This window comes from Streptomyces sp. UNOB3_S3, from assembly GCF_020740895.1.
Lineage (GTDB): Bacteria > Actinomycetota > Actinomycetes > Streptomycetales > Streptomycetaceae > Streptomyces.
In genome coordinates this window covers 1-19,275 of the sequence record NZ_JAILXP010000007.1, presented here as the reverse complement: position 1 = coordinate 19,275, position 19,275 = coordinate 1, and the positions used below count along the sequence as shown (strand labels likewise).

The following is a 19,275-nucleotide window of genomic DNA, read 5'->3' as shown; positions in this document are numbered from 1 at the left end:
TTCGGCGTGGCAGCCGCGTGCGAGCCGCGTACCGTGCCCGTAGGCACGCCCCGAGCCCCCGCACCGCCCCCGCGTCACCGACACGAATGAGCGAAGGACCCATGCACCGACCCACAGCCCCGCGACTCGCCCGAATTCTCGCCTGCGCCGCAGTACCGGTGATGCTCGTCGCCACCGGCTGCTCGGACTCCGACTCGGGGTCCAAGAAGAAGGAGTCGGGCAAGCCCTCCGCCCCGGCCACCACCCCGAGCGCCGCCCCCTCGGTCAAGGCGGCGACGTTCGCCAAGCTGCCGGAGGTGTGCAAGACGCTCTCCGAGAAGACCATCGACAAGCTGGTGCCCAAGGCGGAGAAGAAGGAGGGCAAGGCCCTCCCGTCGAGCGACACCAACGACTCGGCGAGCTGCTTCTGGAGCGGCCTGAACGACGAGGACGTCAAGGACCTCCAGTTCCGCACGCTGACCGTCTCCCTGAAGCGGTTCGCCTCCGACCCGACGCTGGGCACGGGCGAGAAGCGGGCGCAGGACTTCGTGACGAAGCAGACCTCGGTGGCCACCACCGCGGACGGCGCCAAGGACGCGAAGACGGACAAGGCGTCGGGCATCGGCGACGAGGCCGGCGTGGTCAGCACGACCACGAAGAAGGACGACAACGACCACAAGAACGAGACCGTGGTGGCCCGCACCGCGAATGTCGTGATCACGGTCAAGTACAGCGGCGCGGGGCTCCAGGGCGCGAAGACGCCGGACGCCGACGCGCTGAAGAAGGACGCCCAGGAGGCGACGAAGGAAGTCGTGACGGCGGTCGCCGCGGCGAACAAGTAGGTCCTTCACGGGGAAGGGCCCCGGCCCGGTGACACTGAGATCACCGGGCCGGGGCCCTTTTCCGTGCGTACGGGTCCGCGCGGGCTACGCCGCCAGCAGCTTGCGCACCCGGTCCGCCCCGACCGCGAGGAGCAGCGTGGGCAGGCGCGGGCCGGTGTCGCGGCCGACGAGGAGCTGGTAGAGCAGGGCGAAGAACTCGCGCTGCGCGACCTTGAGCTCCGGCGTGGGCTTGGCGTCGGGCTCAAGGCCCGCGAGGACCTTGGGCACGCCGTAGACCAGGGTGGTCAGGCCGTCCAGGGACCAGTGCTCGTCCAGGCCGTCGAGGAGCAGCCGGAGCGAGGCGCGGGACTGCTCGTCGAGCGCGGCGAGGGTCTCGTGGTCGGGCTCGGTGCGGACGACGGTGCGGGACTCGGCGGGGACCTGGGTGTTGATCCAGTGCTCGGCCTTGTCGAGGCGCGGGCGGGTCTCGTCCAGCGAGGTGACCGGGTTCTCGGGGTCGAGGTCGCTGAGGATGCGCAGGGTCTGCTCGTCGTGGCCGGCGGTGATGTCGACGACGGAGGCCAGCGTGCGGTAGGGCAGCGGGCGGGGGGTGGTCGTCAGCTCACCGGCGGCGGTGCGGACGGCGCGGCTGTGGGCGGCGGCGTCGGCGGGCAGGACGGTGCCGTCGGCGACCTTGCCGCAGAGCTTGTCCCACTCGTCGTAGAGCCGCTGGATCTCCTGGTCGAAGGCGATCTTGAAGGACTGGTTGGGCTTGCGGCGGGCGTAGAGCCAGCGCAGCAGCGGGGCCTCCATGATCTGGAGGGCGTCGCCGGGGGTGGGGACGCCGCCCTTGGAGGAGGACATCTTGGCCATGCCGCTGATGCCGACGAAGGCGTACATGGGGCCGATGGGCTGCTCGCCGCCGAAGATCGGGCCGACGATCTGGCCGCCGACCTGGAAGGACGAGCCGGGCGAGGAGTGGTCGACGCCGGAGGGCTCGAAGATCACGCCTTCGTAGGCCCAGCGCATGGGCCAGTCGACCTTCCAGACCAGCTTGCCGTGGTCGAACTCCTTGAGGAGGACGGTCTCGGCGTGTCCGCAGGCGGTGCAGGTGTAGGCGAGCTCGGTGGTCTCGTCGTCGTACGCCGTGACCGTGGTGAGGTCCTTGTTGCAGGCGGTGCAGTACGGCTTGTACGGGAAGTAGCCCGCGTCGCCCGCGCTGCCGTCGTCCTCGGCCGCGGCACCGGAGCCCTCGGCGGCCTCGAGCTCGGCCTCGTCGAGGGGCTTCTGCTGCTTCTTGGCGGGCTTGGCCTTGGTGCGGTACTGGGCGAGGATCGCGTCGATGTCGCCGCGGTGCTTCATCGCGTGCAGGATCTGCTCGCGGTAGGCGCCGGAGGTGTACTGCTCGGTCTGGCTGATGCCGCGGTACTCGATGCCCAGCTCGTCCAGGGCCTCGATCATGGCGGCCTTGAAGTGCTCGGCCCAGCTGCCGTAGGGGCTGCCGGGGGGCGCGGGGACGGCGGTCAGCGGCTTGCCGATGTGCTCGGCCCAGGACGGGTCGATGCCCGCGGGGACCTTGCGGTACCGGTCGTAGTCGTCCCAGGAGAGGACGTGGTGGCACTCGTGGCCACGGCGGCGGATCTCGTCGGCGACCAGGTGCGGGGTCATGACCTCGCGGAGGTTGCCGAGGTGGATCGGGCCGGAGGGCGACAGGCCGGAGGCGACGACGATGGGTTTGCCGGGGGCGCGGCGCTCACCTTCGGCGATGACCTCGTCGGCGAAACGGGAGACCCAGTCGGCCTCGGTGCTCTGAGCCTGAGCCACGGCACTTCCTTCCTTACGGTCCTGGCAGGGCCATTGTCCCAGACGACCGGGAGGGCGGACGGGTTGCCCGGGGGCGGGCGAATTCCGTGGGGTCTGTGATAGGCGCGTGGGATACTCGGGGGGTTCGAAATGCCGCCTACCGGAATGGCTCCCATCCCATGGCTTCGGTTCCCTCGCTCGCTTCCACGCTCGACCAGCGCATCACGGACGCCCTCTCGGCCGCTCTGCCGGAGGCCGGTGCCGTCGATCCGCTGCTGCGACGAAGCGACCGGGCGGACTTCCAGGCCAACGGCATGCTGGCGCTGGCGAAGAAGCTGAAGGGCAATCCGCGGGAGCTGGCGGCGAAGGTCGTCGAGGGCCTGCCGGCCGGTGATGTGATCAAGGAGATCGAGGTCTCGGGCCCGGGCTTCCTCAACATCACGGTGGCCGACGGTGCGATCACGCGGACGCTGGCGGCCCGTGCGGCGGACGACCGGCTGGGTGTGCCGCTCTCGGAGAAGGCGGGCACGACGGTCATCGACTGGGCCCAGCCGAACGTGGCGAAGGAGATGCACGTCGGTCACCTGCGGTCCGCGGTGATCGGTGACGCGGCGGTGCGGATCCTGGAGTTCACCGGCGAGAAGGTGATCAGCCGCCACCACATCGGCGACTGGGGCACCCAGTTCGGCATGCTCATCCAGTACCTGATCGAGCACCCGCACGAGCTGGACCACAAGGAAGGCGCCTCCGGCGAGGAGGCCATGTCCAACCTGAACCGTCTGTACAAGGCGGCCCGGGCCCTGTTCGACGCGGACGCGGAGTTCAAGGAGCGTGCGCGTCGCCGGGTGGTGGATCTCCAGGCCGGGGACGAGGAGACGCTCGCCCTGTGGCAGAAGTTCGTGGACGAGTCGAAGATCTACTTCTACTCGGTCTTCGAGAAGCTCGACATGGAGATCCTCGACGAGAACGTCGTGGGCGAGTCGGGTTACAACGACATGCTGGCGGAGACCTGCCGGCTGCTGGAGGAGTCGGGCGTCGCCGTCCGTTCCGAGGGTGCGCTGTGCGTGTTCTTCGACGACGTGAAGGGCCCGGACGGCAATCCGGTGCCGCTGATCGTGCAGAAGTCGGACGGCGGCTACGGCTACGCGGCCACCGACCTGTCCGCGATCCGCGACCGGGTGGGGAACCTGAAGGCGGACACCCTGCTGTACGTGGTGGACGCCCGGCAGTCGCTGCACTTCAAGATGGTCTTCGAGACGGCCCGCCGGATCGGCTGGCTCAACGATGACGTCCACGCGGTGCAGCTCGCCTTCGGCACGGTGCTGGGCAAGGACGGCAAGCCGTTCAAGACCCGTGAGGGCGAGACGGTCCGGCTGGTGGACCTGCTGGACGAGGCGATCGACCGGGCGGGTGCCGTGGTCCGGGAGAAGGCCCGGGACCTGACCGAGGAGGAGATCGCCGAGCGTGCCGCGCAGGTGGGCATCGGCGCCGTGAAGTACGCGGACCTGTCGACCTCGGCGGCCCGCGACTACAAGTTCGACCTGGACCAGATGGTGTCCCTCAACGGCGACACCTCCGTGTACCTGCAGTACGCGTTCGCCCGTATCCAGTCGATCCTGCGCAAGGCGGGCGAGGCGGGCCCGGTCGCGCACCCGGAGCTGCCGCTGGCCCCGGCCGAGCGCGCCCTGGGTCTGCACCTGGACCAGTTCGCGGCGACGGTGGCGGAGGCGGCCGAGGAGTACGCGCCGCACAAGATGGCCGGGTACCTCTACCAGCTGGCCTCGCTGTACACGACGTTCTACGACCAGTGCCCGGTGCTGAAGGCCGAGTCGCCGGAGCTCGTGGAGAACCGTCTGTTCCTCTGCGACCTCACCGCCCGTACGCTCCACCGGGGCATGGCGCTGCTCGGCATCCGTACGCCCGAGCGCCTCTGAGGCCTCATCCGGCCCCGAGCTCGAACCAGATGAGCTTGCCGACCAGCCCCTGGGGCTGGTCGCGCAGGGCGAAGCCGCCCCAGCTGTCGGCGCACCACTGCACCAGGCCCAGTCCCCGGCCCTGTTCGGCGCTGTTCTCGGCGTCGGGCAGGGCGACGCCGTCGAGGGCGGGCAGTCGGGGGTTGGTGTCCCAGACGGCGACCCTGACGCGGTCGCCCTCGCGTTTGACGCGTACGGACGCGGGTCCGTCGGAGTAGCGGTAGGCGTTGGTGACCAGCTCCGAGGTGAGGAGCTCGGCGGTGTCGGCGAGTTCCAGGAAGCCGTGTTCCTCGAAGATGGTGCGCAGGGTGCGGCGCGCGATGCATGGCGCCATGGGGTCCGAGGGGACCTGAAGCGTGTACTCCCAGTCGTCCGTGAGTTCGGGGTCATGGCTCATGCACGCCTCCGGGGGATGAGCGCCGCGATAAGCGCCGGGGTAAGCGACCTGACACACACGGTAGTCATGGTCGGATCGCGTACGCCGCGCCTCCGTCATTTCGCCAAGACTCGACCTGTGTGGGTGACGATCGTGAACTATGCGCCTCCTCTCGCGTGAGCTGCGCAAATGGGAAGCGGAGGCGAGGGGTTCGCAGGCCGGGCATGCCGATGGCGGCGTTCCGGGGCCTCGTCGGCCGGGGAACGCCGCCATCGCGCTGTGTGACGGGCGGGTGGGGGGCGGCTAGAGCTGCCGCGCGACCTCCGTGGCCCAGTACGTGAGAATCATGTTCGCGCCGGCGCGCTTGATGCCGGTGAGGGTCTCCATGATGGCGCGGTCGCGGTCGATCCAGCCGTTGGCGGCGGCGGCCTCGATCATCGCGTACTCGCCGGAGATCTGGTAGGCGGCGACGGGCACGTCGACGCTCTCGGCGACCTTGGCGAGGACGTCGAGGTAGGGCAGGGCGGGCTTGACCATGACCATGTCGGCGCCCTCGGCGAGGTCGAGTTCGAGCTCGCGCATCGACTCGCGGAGGTTGGCCGGGTCCTGCTGGTAGGTCTTGCGGTCGCCCTGGAGGGAGGAGCCGACGGCCTCGCGGAACGGTCCGTAGAACGCGGACGCGTACTTGGCGGTGTAGGCGAGGATCGACACGTCCTCGTGGCCGGTCTGGTCGAGGGCGTCGCGGATGACGCCGACCTGACCGTCCATCATTCCGCTGGGGCCCACGACGTGGACGCCGGCGTCGGCCTGGACCTGGGCCATCTCGGCGTAGCGCTCGAGGGTGGCGTCGTTGTCGACACGGCCCCCGTCGTCGAGGACGCCGCAGTGGCCGTGGTCGGTGTACTCGTCCAGGCAGAGGTCGGACATGATGACGAGTTCGTCGCCGACCTCGGCCTTCACATCGCGGATGGCGACCTGGAGGATGCCGTCGGGGTCGGTGCCGGCGGTGCCGAGGGCGTCCTTCTTGGCCTCCTCGGGGACGCCGAAGAGCATGATCCCGGCGACGCCCGCCTCCAGCGCCTCGACGGCGGCCTTGCGGAGGGTGTCGCGGGTGTGCTGGACGACCCCGGGCATGGCCGAGATCGGCACCGGTTCGGCCGCGCCCTCCCGCACGAAGGCGGGAAGGATCAGGTCGGACGGGTGCAGCCGGTGCTCGGCGACCATCCGGCGCATGGCCGGGGTGGTGCGGAGCCGCCGGGGCCGGGACCCCGGGAACGTGCCGTACGTGGTGCTCAACTCCGTGCCCTTCTACGCGATCCGGGCCGCCGCTCGCTCGGGCGGGTGACCGGGTCGCCGGCCTCCAGGGCCGCGTCGCGCCGGGCCGCGCCGAACTCCGCGAGCGCCTCGGCCAGCTTGTGCACCGAGGGCTCGGGCGACAGCACGTCCACCCGCAGGCCGTGTTCCTCCGCGGTCTTCGCGGTGGCGGGGCCGATGCAGGCGATGACGGTGACATTGTGCGGCTTGCCGGCGATGCCGACGAGGTTCCGCACGGTGGAGGACGAGGTGAACAGCACGGCGTCGAAGCCGCCGCCCTTGATCGCCTCGCGGGTCTCGGCCGGCGGCGGCGAGGCCCGTACGGTCCGGTAGGCCGTGACGTCGTCGACCTCCCAGCCCAGCTCGATCAGGCCGGCCACCAGGGTCTCGGTGGCGATGTCGGCGCGGGGCAGGAAGACACGGTCGATCGGGTCGAAGACCGGGTCGTAGGGGGGCCAGTCCTCCAGGAGGCCGGCCGCCGACTGCTCGCCGGAGGGGACGAGGTCCGGCTTCACACCGAACTCGATCAGCGACTTGGCGGTCTGCTCGCCGACGGCGGCGACCTTGATGCCGGCGAAGGCGCGGGCGTCGAGGCCGTACTCCTCGAACTTCTCGCGGACGGCCTTGACGGCGTTGACGGAGGTGAAGGCGATCCACTCGTAGCGGCCGGTGACCAGGCCCTTGACCGCGCGCTCCATCTGCTGCGGGGTGCGCGGGGGCTCGACCGCGATGGTCGGGACCTCGCTGGGCACGGCGCCGTAGGAGCGCAGCTGGTCGGAGAGCGAGGCGGCCTGCTCCTTGGTGCGCGGGACGAGCACGTTCCAGCCGAAGAGCGGCTTGGACTCGAACCACGACAGCCGGTCGCGCTGCTCGGCAGCGCTGCGCTCGCCGACCACGGCTATGACGGGCTGGCCGCCATCGGCGGCGGGCAGCACCTTGGCGGCCTTCAGCGTCTGCTGGAGGGTGCCGAGGGTGGCCGTCCAGGTGCGCTGGCGGGTGGTGGTGCCGGCGACGGTGACGGTGAGCGGGGTGTCGGCCTTGCGGCCGGCGGCCACGAGCTCGCCCGCGGTGGCCACGACCGAGTCGAGGGTGGTGGAGACCACCGCCGTCACCTGGCTCGCGCCGACCTCGGCCCAGCAGGTGGCGGAGGCGGTACGGGCGTCCACGAAGCGGACGTCACCGCCCCTGCCGTCGCGCAGCGGCACACCGGCGTAGGCGGGCACGCCGACGGCGGTGGCGACGCCGGGCACGACCTCGAAGGTGATGCCCTCGGCGGCGCAGGCCAGCATCTCCTCGCCGGCGTCGCCGTCGAGGCCGGGGTCGCCGAGCACCGCACGGACGACCCGCTTGCCGCCGCGCGCGGCCGACATGACAAGATTGGCGGTGTCCCTGAGAACGGAGACGTCAGCGGTTTTTGACGCCTCGTCGGTCACCGTCTGGACAGGCATGTCCACGGTGCTGCGGGCGTGCGTACGCACCACGTCGAGCACCTGCGGGTCGGCGATCAGGACGTCCGCGGCCGCCAGCGCCTCCACGGCACGCAGCGTCAGCAGACCCGGGTCTCCGGGGCCGGCACCGAGGAAGGTGACGTGCCCGTGCGCGGGGTGGTTCGGGGCGGTGGGGTTCAAAGTGCTCGCTCCCCCATAAGACCGGCCGCACCCTTGTCGAGCATCTCGGCGGCGAGAGCGCGGCCGAGAGCAAGGGCGTCCTCGTCGGACGCGGGTACGGGACCGGTGGTGGACAGCTGCACCAGCGTGGAGCCGTCGGTCGTGCCGACGACGCCGCGCAGGCGCATTTCGGTGACAGCCTTCTCGTCGCCCTGGAAGTCGGCGAGCGCACCCACGGGTGCGCTGCATCCGGCTTCGAGCGCGGCGAGCAGGGACCGCTCGGCGGTGACGGCGAGCCGCGTGTGCGGATCGTCGAGCTCGGCGAGCGTGGCGGCGAGGGGTGCGTTGGTCACTGCGCACTCGATCGCCAGGGCCCCCTGGCCGGGGGCGGGCAAAACGGTGTCGGGCGTGAGGAACTGGGTCGCCTCGCCGATCCGGCCGATCCGGTTGAGCCCGGCGGCGGCCAGTACGACGGCGTCCAGTTCACCACTGGTGACGTAGCCGATGCGGGTGTCGATGTTGCCGCGGATCGGCACGGTCTCGATCTCCAGACCCAGCGCGCGGGCCCAGGCGTTGAGCTGGGCCATGCGGCGCGGTGAGCCGGTGCCGATCCTCGCGCCCTTGGGAAGGGTCTCGAAGGTCAGCCCGTCGCGGGCGACCAGCACGTCGCGCGGGTCCTCGCGGACCGGGATCGCGGCGAGGGCGAGGTCGTCCGGCTGGGCGGTCGGCAGGTCCTTCAGCGAGTGGACGGCGAAGTCGATCTCGCCCGCGAGCAGCGCGTCGCGCAGCGCGGAGACGAAGACGCCGGTGCCGCCGATCTGTGCGAGGGCCTCGCGCGAGACATCACCGTAGGTGGTGATCTCGACGAGCTCGACCGGGCGGCCGGTGAGCCGCCGTACGGATTCGGCCACCATCCCGGACTGGGCCATGGCCAGCTTGCTGCGCCGGGTGCCCAGTCGCAGGGGCGCCGTGGCGGTGGTGTCGTTCATGCCGACTCCCGTGCTGTGTTGGGGCGACCGTGTTGCGGGTCCGCCTTGCTGACGGCGGCGACCGCTTGCGGGTCGAGGTCGAAGAGCTCCCGCAGGGCGTCGGCGTAGCCCGCGCCGCCGGGGGTCGAGGCGAGTTCCTTGACCCGGACGGTGGGCGCGTGCAGGAGCTTGTCGACGACGCGGCGCACGGTCTGTGTGATCTCCGCGCGCTGCTTGTCGTCGAGGCCGGGCAGCCGGCCGTTGAGCCGGGCCATCTCCCCGGCCACGACATCGGCGGCCATGGTGCGCAGGGCCACCACGGTGGGCGTGATGTGCGCGGCGCGCTGGGCGGCGCCGAAGGCGGCGACCTCGTCGGAGACGATGGTGCGCACCTGGTCGACGTCGGCGGCCATGGGAGCGTCGGCGGAGGCCTCGGCCAGGGTCTCGATATCGACGAGCCGGGCGCCTTCCAGGCGGTGGACGGCGGCGTCGATGTCGCGGGGCATGGCGAGGTCGAGCAGGGCGAGGTCCTCGTCCGTGCGCGCCTGCGCGGTGGCCGGGCCGGTGCCGGCGCGGCCCGCGAGGGCCTCCCGGACGACGTCGATCGTCAGCACCAGGCCCGTCGCGCCCGTGCACGACACCACGATGTCGGCGATCGCCAGCTCCGCGGGCACGGCGGTCATCTCCACCGCCTTCGCCGTGACGGCGCCGGGGGCACCCGGGGCGGTGAGGATCTCGGCGAGCCGCTCCGCGCGCTCGACCGTGCGGTTGGCGATCGCCACGTGGACGACGCCCGCGCGCGCGAGCGTGGCGGCCGCGAGCGAGGACATCGAGCCCGCGCCGATGACCAGGGCGCGCTTGCCCGCGACCCAGTCGGCCACCGGTTCGCCGGAGGCGAGGCGTTCGAGGCCGAAGGTCACCAGGGACTGGCCGGCCTTGTCGATGCCGGTCTCGCTGTGGGCGCGCTTGCCGACCCGCAGGGCCTGCTGGAACAGGTCGTTCAGCAGCCGGCCGGCGGTGTGGAGCTCCTGGCCGAGGGCGAGGGCGTCCTTGATCTGGCCGAGGATCTGGCCCTCGCCGACGACCATCGAGTCCAGCCCGCACGCCACCGAGAAGAGGTGGTGGACGGCCCGGTCCTCGTAGTGCACATAGAGATACGGAGTGAGCTCGTCCAGGCCGACGCCCGAGTGGTGGGCGAGCAGCGTGGACAGCTCGGCCACACCGGCGTGGAACTTGTCCACGTCGGCGTAGAGCTCGATGCGGTTGCAGGTGGCCAGCACCGCCGCCTCGGTGGCGGGCTCGGCGGCCAGCGCGTCGTGCGCGAGACGGGCCTGTGTCTCGCGGGCGAGCGCGGCCCGCTCCAGCACGCTCACCGGCGCGCTGCGGTGGCTGAGGCCGACGACCAGAAGACTCATGCCGGCATCACGGCGGGGACGTCCCCCTCCGGTCCCTTTCCGCCGCCCGTGCCCGGGGCCGTGCGCGCGGGCGTCCCGGCGCGGGACGCGGCGGCGGCCGCCGGGCCGGTCTCCTCGCCCGCCTTGCGCTGCTCGTGGAAGGCGAGGATCTGCAGCTCGATGGAGAGGTCGACCTTGCGCACGTCCACGCCCTCGGGCACGGAGAGCACGGTCGGCGCGAAGTTGAGGATCGAGGTGACACCGGCGGTGACGAGCCGGTCGCAGACCTGCTGGGCGGCGCCGGCCGGGGTCGCGATGACACCGATGGAGACGCCGTTGTCACGGATGATCGACTCGAGTTCGTCGGTGTGCCGCACGGGCAGCCCGGCGACCGGCTTCCCGGCCATCGCGGGGTCGGCGTCGATCAGGGCCGCGACCCGGAAGCCGCGGGAGGCGAAGCCGCCGTAGTTGGCGAGGGCCGCGCCGAGGTTTCCGATGCCGACGATGACGACCGGCCAGTCCTGGGTGAGGCCGAGCTCGCGCGAGATCTGGTAGACGAGGTACTCCACGTCGTAGCCCACGCCGCGGGTGCCGTACGAGCCGAGGTAGCTGAAGTCCTTGCGCAGCTTGGCGGAGTTCACGCCCGCCGCGGCGGCCAGCTCCTCGGAGGAGACCGTGGGGACCGAGCGCTCGGAGAGCGCGGTCAGCGCGCGCAGATACAGCGGTAGCCGGGCGACGGTGGCCTCGGGGATCCCTCGGCTTCGGGTCGCCGGTCGGTGAGTTCGGCCAGTTGCCACGGTGCTCCTGCGGGTAGAGCGGGGCTGCGGGCAGCGCCTTGTCCCAGAACCGCCCTGTTGAACGCAGGCTATGCCTTTGTGAACGCGTGCACAAAGATGGTGTCCGATTTGCCCGGCCAAAGTGATGGGTGTCACGCGGTGATTCCCGTCAAGGCGGGAACCATGGGCGATGGCGCCACGACTGCCACTCAGGCCACTTGCGCACCAGGAGCGAGCCGACGGGGTCATGACCGCCCACTCCCTTCCCCAGCCGGGCCGTTTCCTCCCGGACGTCAACAAAACGCCCACGATGGTAGTCGACTCAGGCATCCATTCCGGCCGCGCTCCGGAGCGCCGACGCCTGCCGGAGGCGCCTGCCAGAATGGCCGGCATGAGTCCGCTCCTGCGCCGCGGCGCCCGCAAGAACCCGGCCGACAGCGTCGTCACGCTGATCGGCAAGCCCGGCTGTCACCTGTGCGACGACGCCGAGGCCGTGATCGCCGAGATCTGCGGCGAGCTGGGCGCGCGCTGGGAGAAGAAGGACATCACCGAGGACGAGGAGCTGTACCGCAAGTACTGGGAGCAGATCCCGGTGATCCTCGTCGACGGCGCCCAGCACGACTTCTGGCGGGTGAACCCGGACCGGCTGCGCAAGGCCCTCGGCGCCTGACCCGCCTTCCCCGCACCGCCCGCGCACCTCCGCGACCAGCGCGGCCACCCGCCGGGTAACCGCCCCGACGCGCAGAGTTCACGCCATCACGGCGGAGGGGACTCCGGTTACCCCGAACAAACTGGCTATGCTCGCGGCATGGCCGCACTCGGATGGCTCACTTACCGCAGGCGTTCCGCCACCGCACGCAGCGTGCTGGCAGGCGAGGCGGCGGCGGAGGCAGCCCGCAAGTCCGCCCAGGAGAACGAAGAGGCCCTGGCCGGGGGCCCCGGCGCGCCCCCGGAGCCCGAGCCCGAGTTCCCCGTCGTGGGCGACGAGAAGGCCGCCGCGTTCTTCGACCTGGACAATACGGTCATGCAGGGCGCCGCCATGTTCCACTTCGGCCGGGGCCTCTACAAGCGGCACTTCTTCGGCAAGCGCGAGCTCGCGCGCTTCGCCTGGCAGCAGACCTGGTTCCGGCTCGCGGGCATCGAGGACCCCGAGCACGTCCAGGAGGCCCGCGACAGCGTCCTGTCGATCGTGAAGGGCCACCGCGTCTCCGAGCTGATGACCATCGGCGAGGAGATCTACGACGAGTACATGGCCGAGCGCATCTGGCCCGGCACCCGCGCCCTCGCCCAGGCGCACCTGGACGCCGGCCAGAAGGTGTGGCTGGTCACCGCCGCCCCCGTCGAGACCGCGACGATCGTCGCGCGCCGGCTGGGCCTGACCGGCGCGCTGGGCACGGTCGCCGAGTCGGTCGGCGGCGTCTACACGGGCAAGCTGGTCGGCGAGCTGCTGCACGGCCCGGCCAAGGCCGAGGCCGTCCGCGCCCTGGCCGCCGCCGAGGGCCTGGACCTGGCCCACTGCGCCGCCTACAGCGACTCGGCCAACGACATCCCGATGCTCTCGCTCGTCGGCCACCCGTACGCGATCAACCCCGACGGCCGGCTGCGCAAGCACGCGCGCGAGCACGGCTGGCGGCTGCGCGACTACCGGACGGGCCGCAAGGCCGCCAAGATCGGCATCCCCGCCGCGGCGGGCCTCGGCGCGCTCGCGGGCGGCGCGGCCGCCGGCATCGCGCTGCACCGCCGCAGCCGCCGCTGAACCACCCCTGCCCCCCGGATCATCGCCGTGGAGCCGGGCCCGGATTCCGGGCCCGGCGTCCCCATGCGTCCGCCCACCACGGAGTGGGCCACCGTCACCGGTACGGGCGACGCTTCGGCGCGCCTCCTCGCCACTGCCCGTAACCGCCTTGATCGCACAGGCAATCCTTTTGTCATACCCCCACATGGCCCCCGGCAGTCCTTGCGTGTCCGGATTGCCACAACACGCTGCCCAATCGGCCACACCCTCGCCAAATCCGGTCAACTACCGCTGGCAGTTCGATATTTGATCGGCCATGAACCGTAAGAAGATCGAACGGAAACGATGATTTAGGCAACTCGGTGTAGCGCTGCCTGTACGAAGGGTTATTCTCCTCAGACGCAAGCCGGTGCCCGCTTGTCCCTACGACGAGTGAACGGCCCCGCACTGCACGTGATGGAAGCTCTGCCTCTGGGAGTCCCGTGTACCCACACGTCGGGGTTGACGCCTCGGGCCTGGCTACGCTGCGCGCAGCGGTCCTCGACCGTCTGCGCGTCTTCGTCCCCACCGCGTACGCCGTCCCCGCCTTCGCCACGCTCGGCACCGCAGCGGTGGGCGGCCATGCCGGCCCCTGCTACGCCCTCGCCGAGAGCGGTGCCGCCGTCGGCAGACGAACCCGCCGAGGAGCCGCCACCGCCACGTCCACCGCGCCCCGCCGTCCCAGCGCCGACAGCGACAGCGCCCGCATGCTCGACCTGGTCGAGCGCGCCCAGGCCGGCGAGGCCGAGGCCTTCGGCCGGCTCTACGACCAGTACGCCGACACCGTCTACCGCTACATCTACTACCGCGTCGGCGGCCGGGCCACGGCCGAGGACCTGACCAGCGAGACCTTCCTGCGCGCCCTGCGCCGCATCGGCACCTTCACCTGGCAGGGCCGCGACTTCGGCGCCTGGCTGGTGACCATCGCCCGCAATCTGGTCGCGGACCACTTCAAGTCGTCGCGCTTCCGGCTGGAGGTGACCACCGGCGAGATGCTCGACGCCAATGAGGTCGAGCGCAGCCCGGAGGACTCCGTCCTCGAATCCCTTTCCAACGCCGCCCTGTTGGAGGCGGTGCGCAAGCTCAATCCACAGCAGCAGGAGTGCGTCACCCTCCGCTTCCTCCAGGGCCTCTCGGTCGCCGAGACCGCCCGGGTGATGGGGAAGAACGAGGGAGCGATCAAGACCCTCCAGTACCGGGCCGTGCGCACCCTGGCCCGGCTCCTCCCGGACGACGCCCGCTGACCCGCACCGGACCCCTCGACCGCCCCGATCGACCGGACCCTTCACCGACCCGATGTCTGGATTCACTCACCGGCGGCCACCTCGCTCCGGCCGCGTAACCCGACTGCCGCGCCACTCGTTGTCCGGGATGCAGACTTCCCCAAGGCGCTTCGTGACCGTATTCACTCACTCCATCGAGTGGATGCGTGCACGGCGTGCAACCCTTCAGGTGCCCCGGGAAGTCGACCGTCATGACGAGAGGAGGTGCCGCCTGTGATCGCGAATGTATCGGCGCACCGGCGGGCGAACGCCTTCGCCCAGGCCCTGGAGGACCAGGAAGTCCAGGGTGCTGCGGCCGCACAGTCCGGCCCATCGCTGGAAGACACCGAGCAGTCAAGGCTGTTGGCACTGACGGGCGGCCTCGGCGCGCTGCCGGCCCCCGAGCTGGACGCCGAGGTCAAGACCGTCCAGCGAGCGCAGCTGATCGCCGCCATGGAGGCCCAGTTCGCCGGGGGCGGCGCCGTTCCGGCGCAGCGCTCCGGGCGGGGTGCCCACCGGGCGCTGAGCCGGCTCAGGCCGCGCTCCCGCTGGTCCAAAGGGCTCGCCGCGGGCGGCCTCACGGTCGGCGTGGCGGCGGGGGCCTTCGGCGGTGTGGCCGCGGCGAGCTCCGGCGCCCTGCCCGGCGACACCCTGTACGGGCTCAAGCGCGGTATGGAGGACCTCAAGCTCGGCATGGCCGACGGCGACTCCGACCGGGGCGGGCTCTTCCTCGACCAGGCGTCGACGCGGCTCCAGGAGGCCAACCGGCTGATGGAGCGCGGCCGCTCCGGGCAGCTCGACCACGAGTCGCTGTCGGAGATCCGCCGCACCCTCTCCGGGATGCAGCACGACGCCGCCGAGGGCCACCGGCTGCTGCACGGCGTCTATCAGCGCGACGGCTCGCTGGGCGCGATCCAGCGGCTCTCCTCGTTCACCGCCTCGCACCGCGAGGGCTGGAGCCGGCTGCGCGAGCGGCTCCCCGTCCAGCTCGCCGACGTCGGGAACGGCGTCTCCTCGGTGCTCGACGCCATAGACGATGAGGTCGAGCCGCTGCGCGGGCTGCTCCATGAGAAGCAGGCCAAGCACGGCGACGCCGCGGGCCCGTCCGGGGCCGCCCGCCATGGCTCCTCCGGCAGCGGTGGCCAGGACAGCCCCGCGGCGAGCCCCAAGGCCCCGGCCACGGCCGACGGCAAGCACCCCAGCGGCAAGCCCGCCCAGTCCTCCCCCAGCAGCCGGGACGAGCACGAGGGCCTGCTGGGCGGCACGGGCCTGCTCCAGCCGCCCTCCGGCACGGACGGCTCCAGCCCGGACCGGTCGGCCCACGGCAAGGACGGCAAGCCGTCCAAGCAGCCCGACATCACCATCCCCCCGCTGCTGCCGAACATCCTTCCGGGGCTCGGCATCCACGGGGAGGACGACAAGTAGCGCCTTCCGGCGGTCGGTGTTCTTCTGCCCTCGTCAGAGATCAACAGAGGTCAGAAGAACACCGACCGCCTTTGCACGAGCAGCTTGTAGAGGGTGTGCTGAATCGTTTCCCGGACCTGGTCCGTGAGGTTGAACATCAGCATCGGATCGTCCGCGGCCTCCGGCGGATAGCCGTCCGTGGGGATGGGCTCCCCGAACTGGATCGTCCACTTCGTCGGCAGCGGCACCAGCCCCAGCGGCCCCAGCCAGGGCCAGGACGGTGTGAGCGGGAAGTACGGGATGCCCAGCAGCCGCGCGACCGTCTTCGAATTGCCGAGCATCGGGTAGATCTCCTCGGCCCCGACGATCGAGCAGGGCACGATGGGCGCCCCGGCACGCAGTGCCGTCTGGACGAAGCCGCCCCGCCCGAAGCGCTGGAGCTTGTACCGCTCGGAGAACGGCTTCCCGATCCCCTTGAAGCCCTCCGGCATCACCCCCACCACCTCGCCGCGCCCCAGCAGCGTCTGGGCGTCCTCGGCGCAGGCGAGGGTGTGGCCGAGCTTCCGGGAGAGCTCGTTGATCAGCGGCAGCATGAAGACGAGGTCGGCGGCGAGCATCCGCACGTTCCGCCCGGCCGGGTGGTGGTCGTGCACGGCGACCTGGAGCATCAGGCCGTCGATGGGGAGGGTGCCGGAGTGGTTGGCGACGATCAGCGCCGCGCCCTTCTCCGGGATGTTCTCGATGCCCTTCACCTCGACCCGGAAGTACTTCTCCTTGAAGGGCCGCAGCATCGAGAGGATCACCTGATCGGTGAGCTCCTGGTCGTAGCCGAAGTCGTCGACCTCGTACTCGCCGGTGATCCGGCGGCGCAGGAAGCTCAGGCCGTGGGCCAGCTTCCGCTCCCAGCCGCCGTCCCCGGCGGCCGCGCCGCCCGTAGCCCCGGCGGCGGCACCGTCCCCGGCCTGCTCCGGACGGCCCTCCTGGCCGGTGCGGGCCCGCTCCTCCTCCCGCTGGGCGGGTACGGGCGCGAGCGCCGCCGGCACCCGGCTCGTCCGGCCGCGGGCCGTACGGCCCGGCCGCCGCTTGGCCCGGGGCTCCTCGCCGAACGGGATGACCTTCGCATCGGCCATGGTGAGTGCGCTCCTCAGTTCTGGCCGCTGCCGGCAGGCATCAGCGCGGCGATCCGGTCGACGGTACGGGCGAGGGTCTCGGGCGGCAGCAGCCCCGGGCCGCGGCTGCGGGCGAAGTCCGCGAAGGCCTCCGGAGTGGAGTACCGGGGGCGGAAGCCCAGGGTCTCGCGCATCTGCGCGGTCTCGACGACACGGCCGTGGGTGAGGAGCCGGACCTGCTCGGGCGAGAAGTCCAGGGCGCCGACCGACCGCAGCGCGGAGCCGACCCAGGTGACGGTCGGCAGGAAGAAGGGGAGCGTGGGGCGCCCGAGGCGCCTGGCGGCCTGTGAGAGCAGCAGAACGCCGTCCCCGGCGATATTGAACGTGCCGCTGTTGAGCGTGGACCTGGCGGGCTCCCCGGCGGCGATCCGGAGCACCTCGATGGCGTCGTCCTCGTGGACGAACTGGAGCCGGGGGTCGAAGCCCAGCACGGTGGGCAGCACGGGCAGCGAGAAGTACTCCGCCAGCGGCGAGTCCGCGCAGGGCCCCAGGACGTTCGCGAAGCGCAGCACGCACACCGCCACGTCCGGCCGGCGGCGGGCGAAGCCCCGGACATAGCCCTCGACCTCGACGACGTCCTTGGCGAAGCCACCGCTGGGCAGCGACTTGGGCGGCGTGGACTCGGTGAAGACCGCGGGATCCCGGGGCGCGGAACCGTACACGTTCGTGCTGGACTTGATCACCAGCCGTTTGACGGACGGGGTCTTCTGGCAGGCACCGAGCAGCTGCATGGTGCCGATGACATTGGTCTCCTTGACCGAGGCCCGGCTGCCGCGCTTGCCCAGCGGGGTGCCGTTGACGTCCATATGGACCACGGTGTCGACGGAGTGCTCCGCCAGGACCCGGCCGATCGTCGGGTGGCGGATGTCCGCCCGTAGGAAATCGGCCCCGCCGAGATGGTGCTCGGGTGGCACCGCGTCCACCCCGATGACGCGGTCGACGTCGGGCTCGCGCTGGATCCGGCGGACGAACCTGCCGCCCAGCTGCCGTGCGACTCCGGTGACGAGCACGACCTTGCCCAAGATCAGCGCCTTCCTTCCCACGTCTGTCCCATGTCAGGGGAGACGAGCGGTGCCCTGTCGCGGCCACCGTAGCGGGTCGTTGTTGCACTGTGATGACCGCCGGTCGGGCCGGGCGTCATTTCAAGCCGTAGCGAAGGCTTTACTCACCGCAACGCACCGCAGCCCTCCCACCGTGACCGGTGGAAGGGCTGCGGGTCGAGCACAGCGGCGCTGCTTACTTCTTGTTGCGACGCTGAACACGCGTGCGCTTGAGCAGCTTGCGGTGCTTCTTCTTGGCCATCCGCTTGCGCCGCTTCTTGATAACAGAGCCCACGACTACCCTCGCTTACATCGATTCACTCGGTGCGGGGCGTCCGAGCCCACACGACCTACATCGGGCCAGCCTACCCGGCACCGGGCGATCAGCGTAATCCAGGGCCCCCGTCAGGCTGTTTCCACCCCCACGTAGGACTCCCGGAGGTACTCGTGCACCGCTTGTTCTGGGACCCGGAACGACCTGCCCACCCGGATCGCCGGCAGATGACCGCTGTGCACCAGTCGGTACACGGTCATCTTGGAGACTCGCATCACCGCGGCGACCTCCGCCACGGTAAGGAACACGACCTCGTTGAGAGGCCTTTCGCCAGCAGCCATGACACACCTGAACCTTCCGCACATGACGCGCACCGGCTTCCCCTCCGGTGACTCCTCGTCGCTGCGCGCTCACTCCCCAGGTTAGGGGCGGGTGATGCGAGTGGGGAAGAGGAGCAGCCATCGGCCGCCTACTGTGACAGACACGCTCGATTGAGTACATAGCGAGTAAGCGGTCGGTAGTAATCAGACCGCACAGTGTCATCAAGCGGAACGGCGACGGACACTCGCCCCTCGGCCTCTCCGACGAACAGCGCGGGGTCGTCCGAGTCCGCCAGCCCGATGACCTCAATGCCCAGCTGACCTGCCCCGCAGACCCATCCGTGGTCCCCGATGACCAAGGCCGGCAACGGCCCGCCCGACCCCGCCACGGCGTCAAGCACGGTACGAACCGGGAGAGGTGAATGAGTATGCGCGCCGGGCTCACTTCCGGGACCCCGTGCGCCGGGTTCGCGCACCATCGCGACTCCTTGGGCGTAGTGAAGGTTGTAGGTGCGTACGCCGAACCGGGTCGTTATGTCGACACTTCGACCCTGCGCCGGAGTGAGGACATCGCATCCCGCCGCCGACAAGGCGGCGGCCAAAGCGGCGTAGAAGCCCAGGAGCGGGTGGGGGTGACCGGTGCCCAGGAGCACGGGAGCGCCCAGCGCGGCCGCCGTCGCGAGCCGATCGGCGAAGGCATCGAGTGCCACCAGCGTGCGGTCCGGATCGATCACATCCTGCCCGGAAGTGTGCTTGGGATCGGCCGAAACACCACACCTTTGGACCATCAACTGCAACAACTCGGGGAAACGCCAGTCAGATTTAGGCTCCAGCCCGATCAGCACCCGGGGATCCCGGGCGGCGAACAACCGATAGCGACTCAGGCTCCGCTCCCTGGACGTGGCGACGGTCCCCGCCAGCCGGGTGGCGAGGAGATGACCGCGGAGCGCGTGACGGTTCGGCATGTTCGGCACGAGCCCGATGCTCGCGGACCGGGAGGGCGGGGGGCGAGGATTCGGGG

At 71.0% G+C, this 19,275-nt stretch carries 18 protein-coding genes; 6 read left to right on the top strand and 12 right to left on the bottom strand.

What is annotated here, in order from left to right:
- Window positions 1-101: 101 nt before the first annotated feature.
- Window positions 102-821, top strand: coding sequence for a DUF3558 domain-containing protein (locus K6I33_RS01790; protein ID WP_229347858.1), 720 nt, complete (start codon window positions 102-104; stop codon window positions 819-821).
- Between the two features lie 84 nt (window positions 822-905).
- Here the strand turns inward: K6I33_RS01790 and lysS are convergent, their stop codons facing one another.
- Window positions 906-2,624 (bottom strand): lysine--tRNA ligase, encoded by a 1,719-nt coding sequence (gene lysS, locus K6I33_RS01785; RefSeq protein ID WP_229347857.1) that lies wholly within the window; start codon window positions 2,622-2,624, stop codon window positions 906-908.
- Window positions 2,625-2,782: 158 nt separating this feature from the next.
- On the opposite strand from lysS, the gene argS reads away from it, so the two are divergent.
- Window positions 2,783-4,537 carry an arginine--tRNA ligase gene (gene argS / locus K6I33_RS01780; RefSeq protein ID WP_229347856.1) on the top strand — a complete coding sequence of 585 codons (1,755 nt, stop codon included), beginning with the start codon at window positions 2,783-2,785 and terminating at the stop codon, window positions 4,535-4,537.
- A gap of 4 nt (window positions 4,538-4,541) precedes the next feature.
- Here the strand turns inward: argS and K6I33_RS01775 are convergent, their stop codons facing one another.
- The 6 genes from K6I33_RS01775 to K6I33_RS01750 all read right to left on the bottom strand — a co-directional run bounded on the left by K6I33_RS01775 (window position 4,542) and on the right by K6I33_RS01750 (window position 11,032).
- Window positions 4,542-4,973, bottom strand: a complete 432-nt coding sequence (locus K6I33_RS01775; protein WP_229347855.1) for an ATP-binding protein — start codon at window positions 4,971-4,973, stop codon at window positions 4,542-4,544.
- A 282-nt stretch (window positions 4,974-5,255) separates the two neighbouring features.
- Entirely contained in the window at window positions 5,256-6,248 is a 993-nt protein-coding gene (gene hemB, locus K6I33_RS01770; protein ID WP_275126607.1) for a porphobilinogen synthase, read from the bottom strand.
- Window positions 6,245-7,894: a bifunctional uroporphyrinogen-III C-methyltransferase/uroporphyrinogen-III synthase gene (locus K6I33_RS01765; protein WP_229347854.1), complete on the bottom strand. Its 1,650-nt coding sequence runs from the start codon at window positions 7,892-7,894 to the stop codon at window positions 6,245-6,247. The genes hemB and K6I33_RS01765 overlap by 4 nt, the downstream gene beginning before the upstream one ends.
- On the bottom strand, window positions 7,891-8,862 hold the full coding sequence (hemC, locus tag K6I33_RS01760) for a hydroxymethylbilane synthase (protein ID WP_229347853.1): 972 nt from the start codon (window positions 8,860-8,862) through the stop codon (window positions 7,891-7,893). The genes K6I33_RS01765 and hemC overlap by 4 nt, the downstream gene beginning before the upstream one ends.
- Window positions 8,859-10,256 carry a glutamyl-tRNA reductase gene (locus K6I33_RS01755; protein WP_229347852.1) on the bottom strand — a complete coding sequence of 466 codons (1,398 nt, stop codon included), beginning with the start codon at window positions 10,254-10,256 and terminating at the stop codon, window positions 8,859-8,861. The genes hemC and K6I33_RS01755 overlap by 4 nt, the downstream gene beginning before the upstream one ends.
- Window positions 10,253-11,032: a redox-sensing transcriptional repressor Rex gene (locus tag K6I33_RS01750; RefSeq protein WP_229347851.1), complete on the bottom strand. Its 780-nt coding sequence runs from the start codon at window positions 11,030-11,032 to the stop codon at window positions 10,253-10,255. Before K6I33_RS01750 ends, K6I33_RS01755 begins: the two co-directional genes overlap by 4 nt.
- Window positions 11,033-11,402: 370 nt before the next feature.
- Here K6I33_RS01750 and K6I33_RS01745 point away from each other — a divergent pair, with 370 nt between their 5' ends.
- The 4 genes from K6I33_RS01745 to K6I33_RS01730 all read left to right on the top strand — a co-directional run bounded on the left by K6I33_RS01745 (window position 11,403) and on the right by K6I33_RS01730 (window position 15,472).
- Window positions 11,403-11,681, top strand: coding sequence for a glutaredoxin family protein (locus tag K6I33_RS01745; protein ID WP_229347850.1), 279 nt, complete (start codon window positions 11,403-11,405; stop codon window positions 11,679-11,681).
- Window positions 11,682-11,819: 138 nt separating this feature from the next.
- Entirely contained in the window at window positions 11,820-12,767 is a 948-nt protein-coding gene (locus K6I33_RS01740; protein ID WP_229347849.1) for an HAD family phosphatase, read from the top strand.
- A 461-nt stretch (window positions 12,768-13,228) separates the two neighbouring features.
- Window positions 13,229-14,029, top strand: coding sequence for an ECF subfamily RNA polymerase sigma factor, BldN family (locus K6I33_RS01735; RefSeq protein ID WP_229347848.1), 801 nt, complete (start codon window positions 13,229-13,231; stop codon window positions 14,027-14,029).
- Between the two features lie 252 nt (window positions 14,030-14,281).
- Window positions 14,282-15,472, top strand: coding sequence for a DUF5667 domain-containing protein (locus tag K6I33_RS01730; protein WP_229347847.1), 1,191 nt, complete (start codon window positions 14,282-14,284; stop codon window positions 15,470-15,472).
- A 50-nt stretch (window positions 15,473-15,522) separates the two neighbouring features.
- Here K6I33_RS01730 and K6I33_RS01725 read toward each other — a convergent pair whose 3' ends face one another.
- From K6I33_RS01725 to K6I33_RS01705, 5 genes are all read right to left on the bottom strand, one after another.
- The gene (locus tag K6I33_RS01725; RefSeq protein ID WP_229347846.1) at window positions 15,523-16,581 is read right to left on the bottom strand and encodes a lysophospholipid acyltransferase family protein; all 1,059 of its coding nucleotides are present in this window, start codon (window positions 16,579-16,581) and stop codon (window positions 15,523-15,525) included.
- Between the two features lie 14 nt (window positions 16,582-16,595).
- Window positions 16,596-17,642, bottom strand: coding sequence for an NAD-dependent epimerase/dehydratase family protein (locus tag K6I33_RS01720; protein ID WP_229347844.1), 1,047 nt, complete (start codon window positions 17,640-17,642; stop codon window positions 16,596-16,598).
- A 214-nt stretch (window positions 17,643-17,856) separates the two neighbouring features.
- Window positions 17,857-17,955, bottom strand: a complete 99-nt coding sequence (locus K6I33_RS01715) for a 30S ribosomal protein bS22 (protein WP_003948845.1) — start codon at window positions 17,953-17,955, stop codon at window positions 17,857-17,859.
- Between the two features lie 110 nt (window positions 17,956-18,065).
- Window positions 18,066-18,275, bottom strand: coding sequence for a helix-turn-helix domain-containing protein (locus K6I33_RS01710; protein WP_067299677.1), 210 nt, complete (start codon window positions 18,273-18,275; stop codon window positions 18,066-18,068).
- Between the two features lie 128 nt (window positions 18,276-18,403).
- Window positions 18,404-19,219, bottom strand: coding sequence for a phosphatase (locus tag K6I33_RS01705; RefSeq protein ID WP_229347886.1), 816 nt, complete (start codon window positions 19,217-19,219; stop codon window positions 18,404-18,406).
- Window positions 19,220-19,275 lie beyond the last annotated feature (56 nt).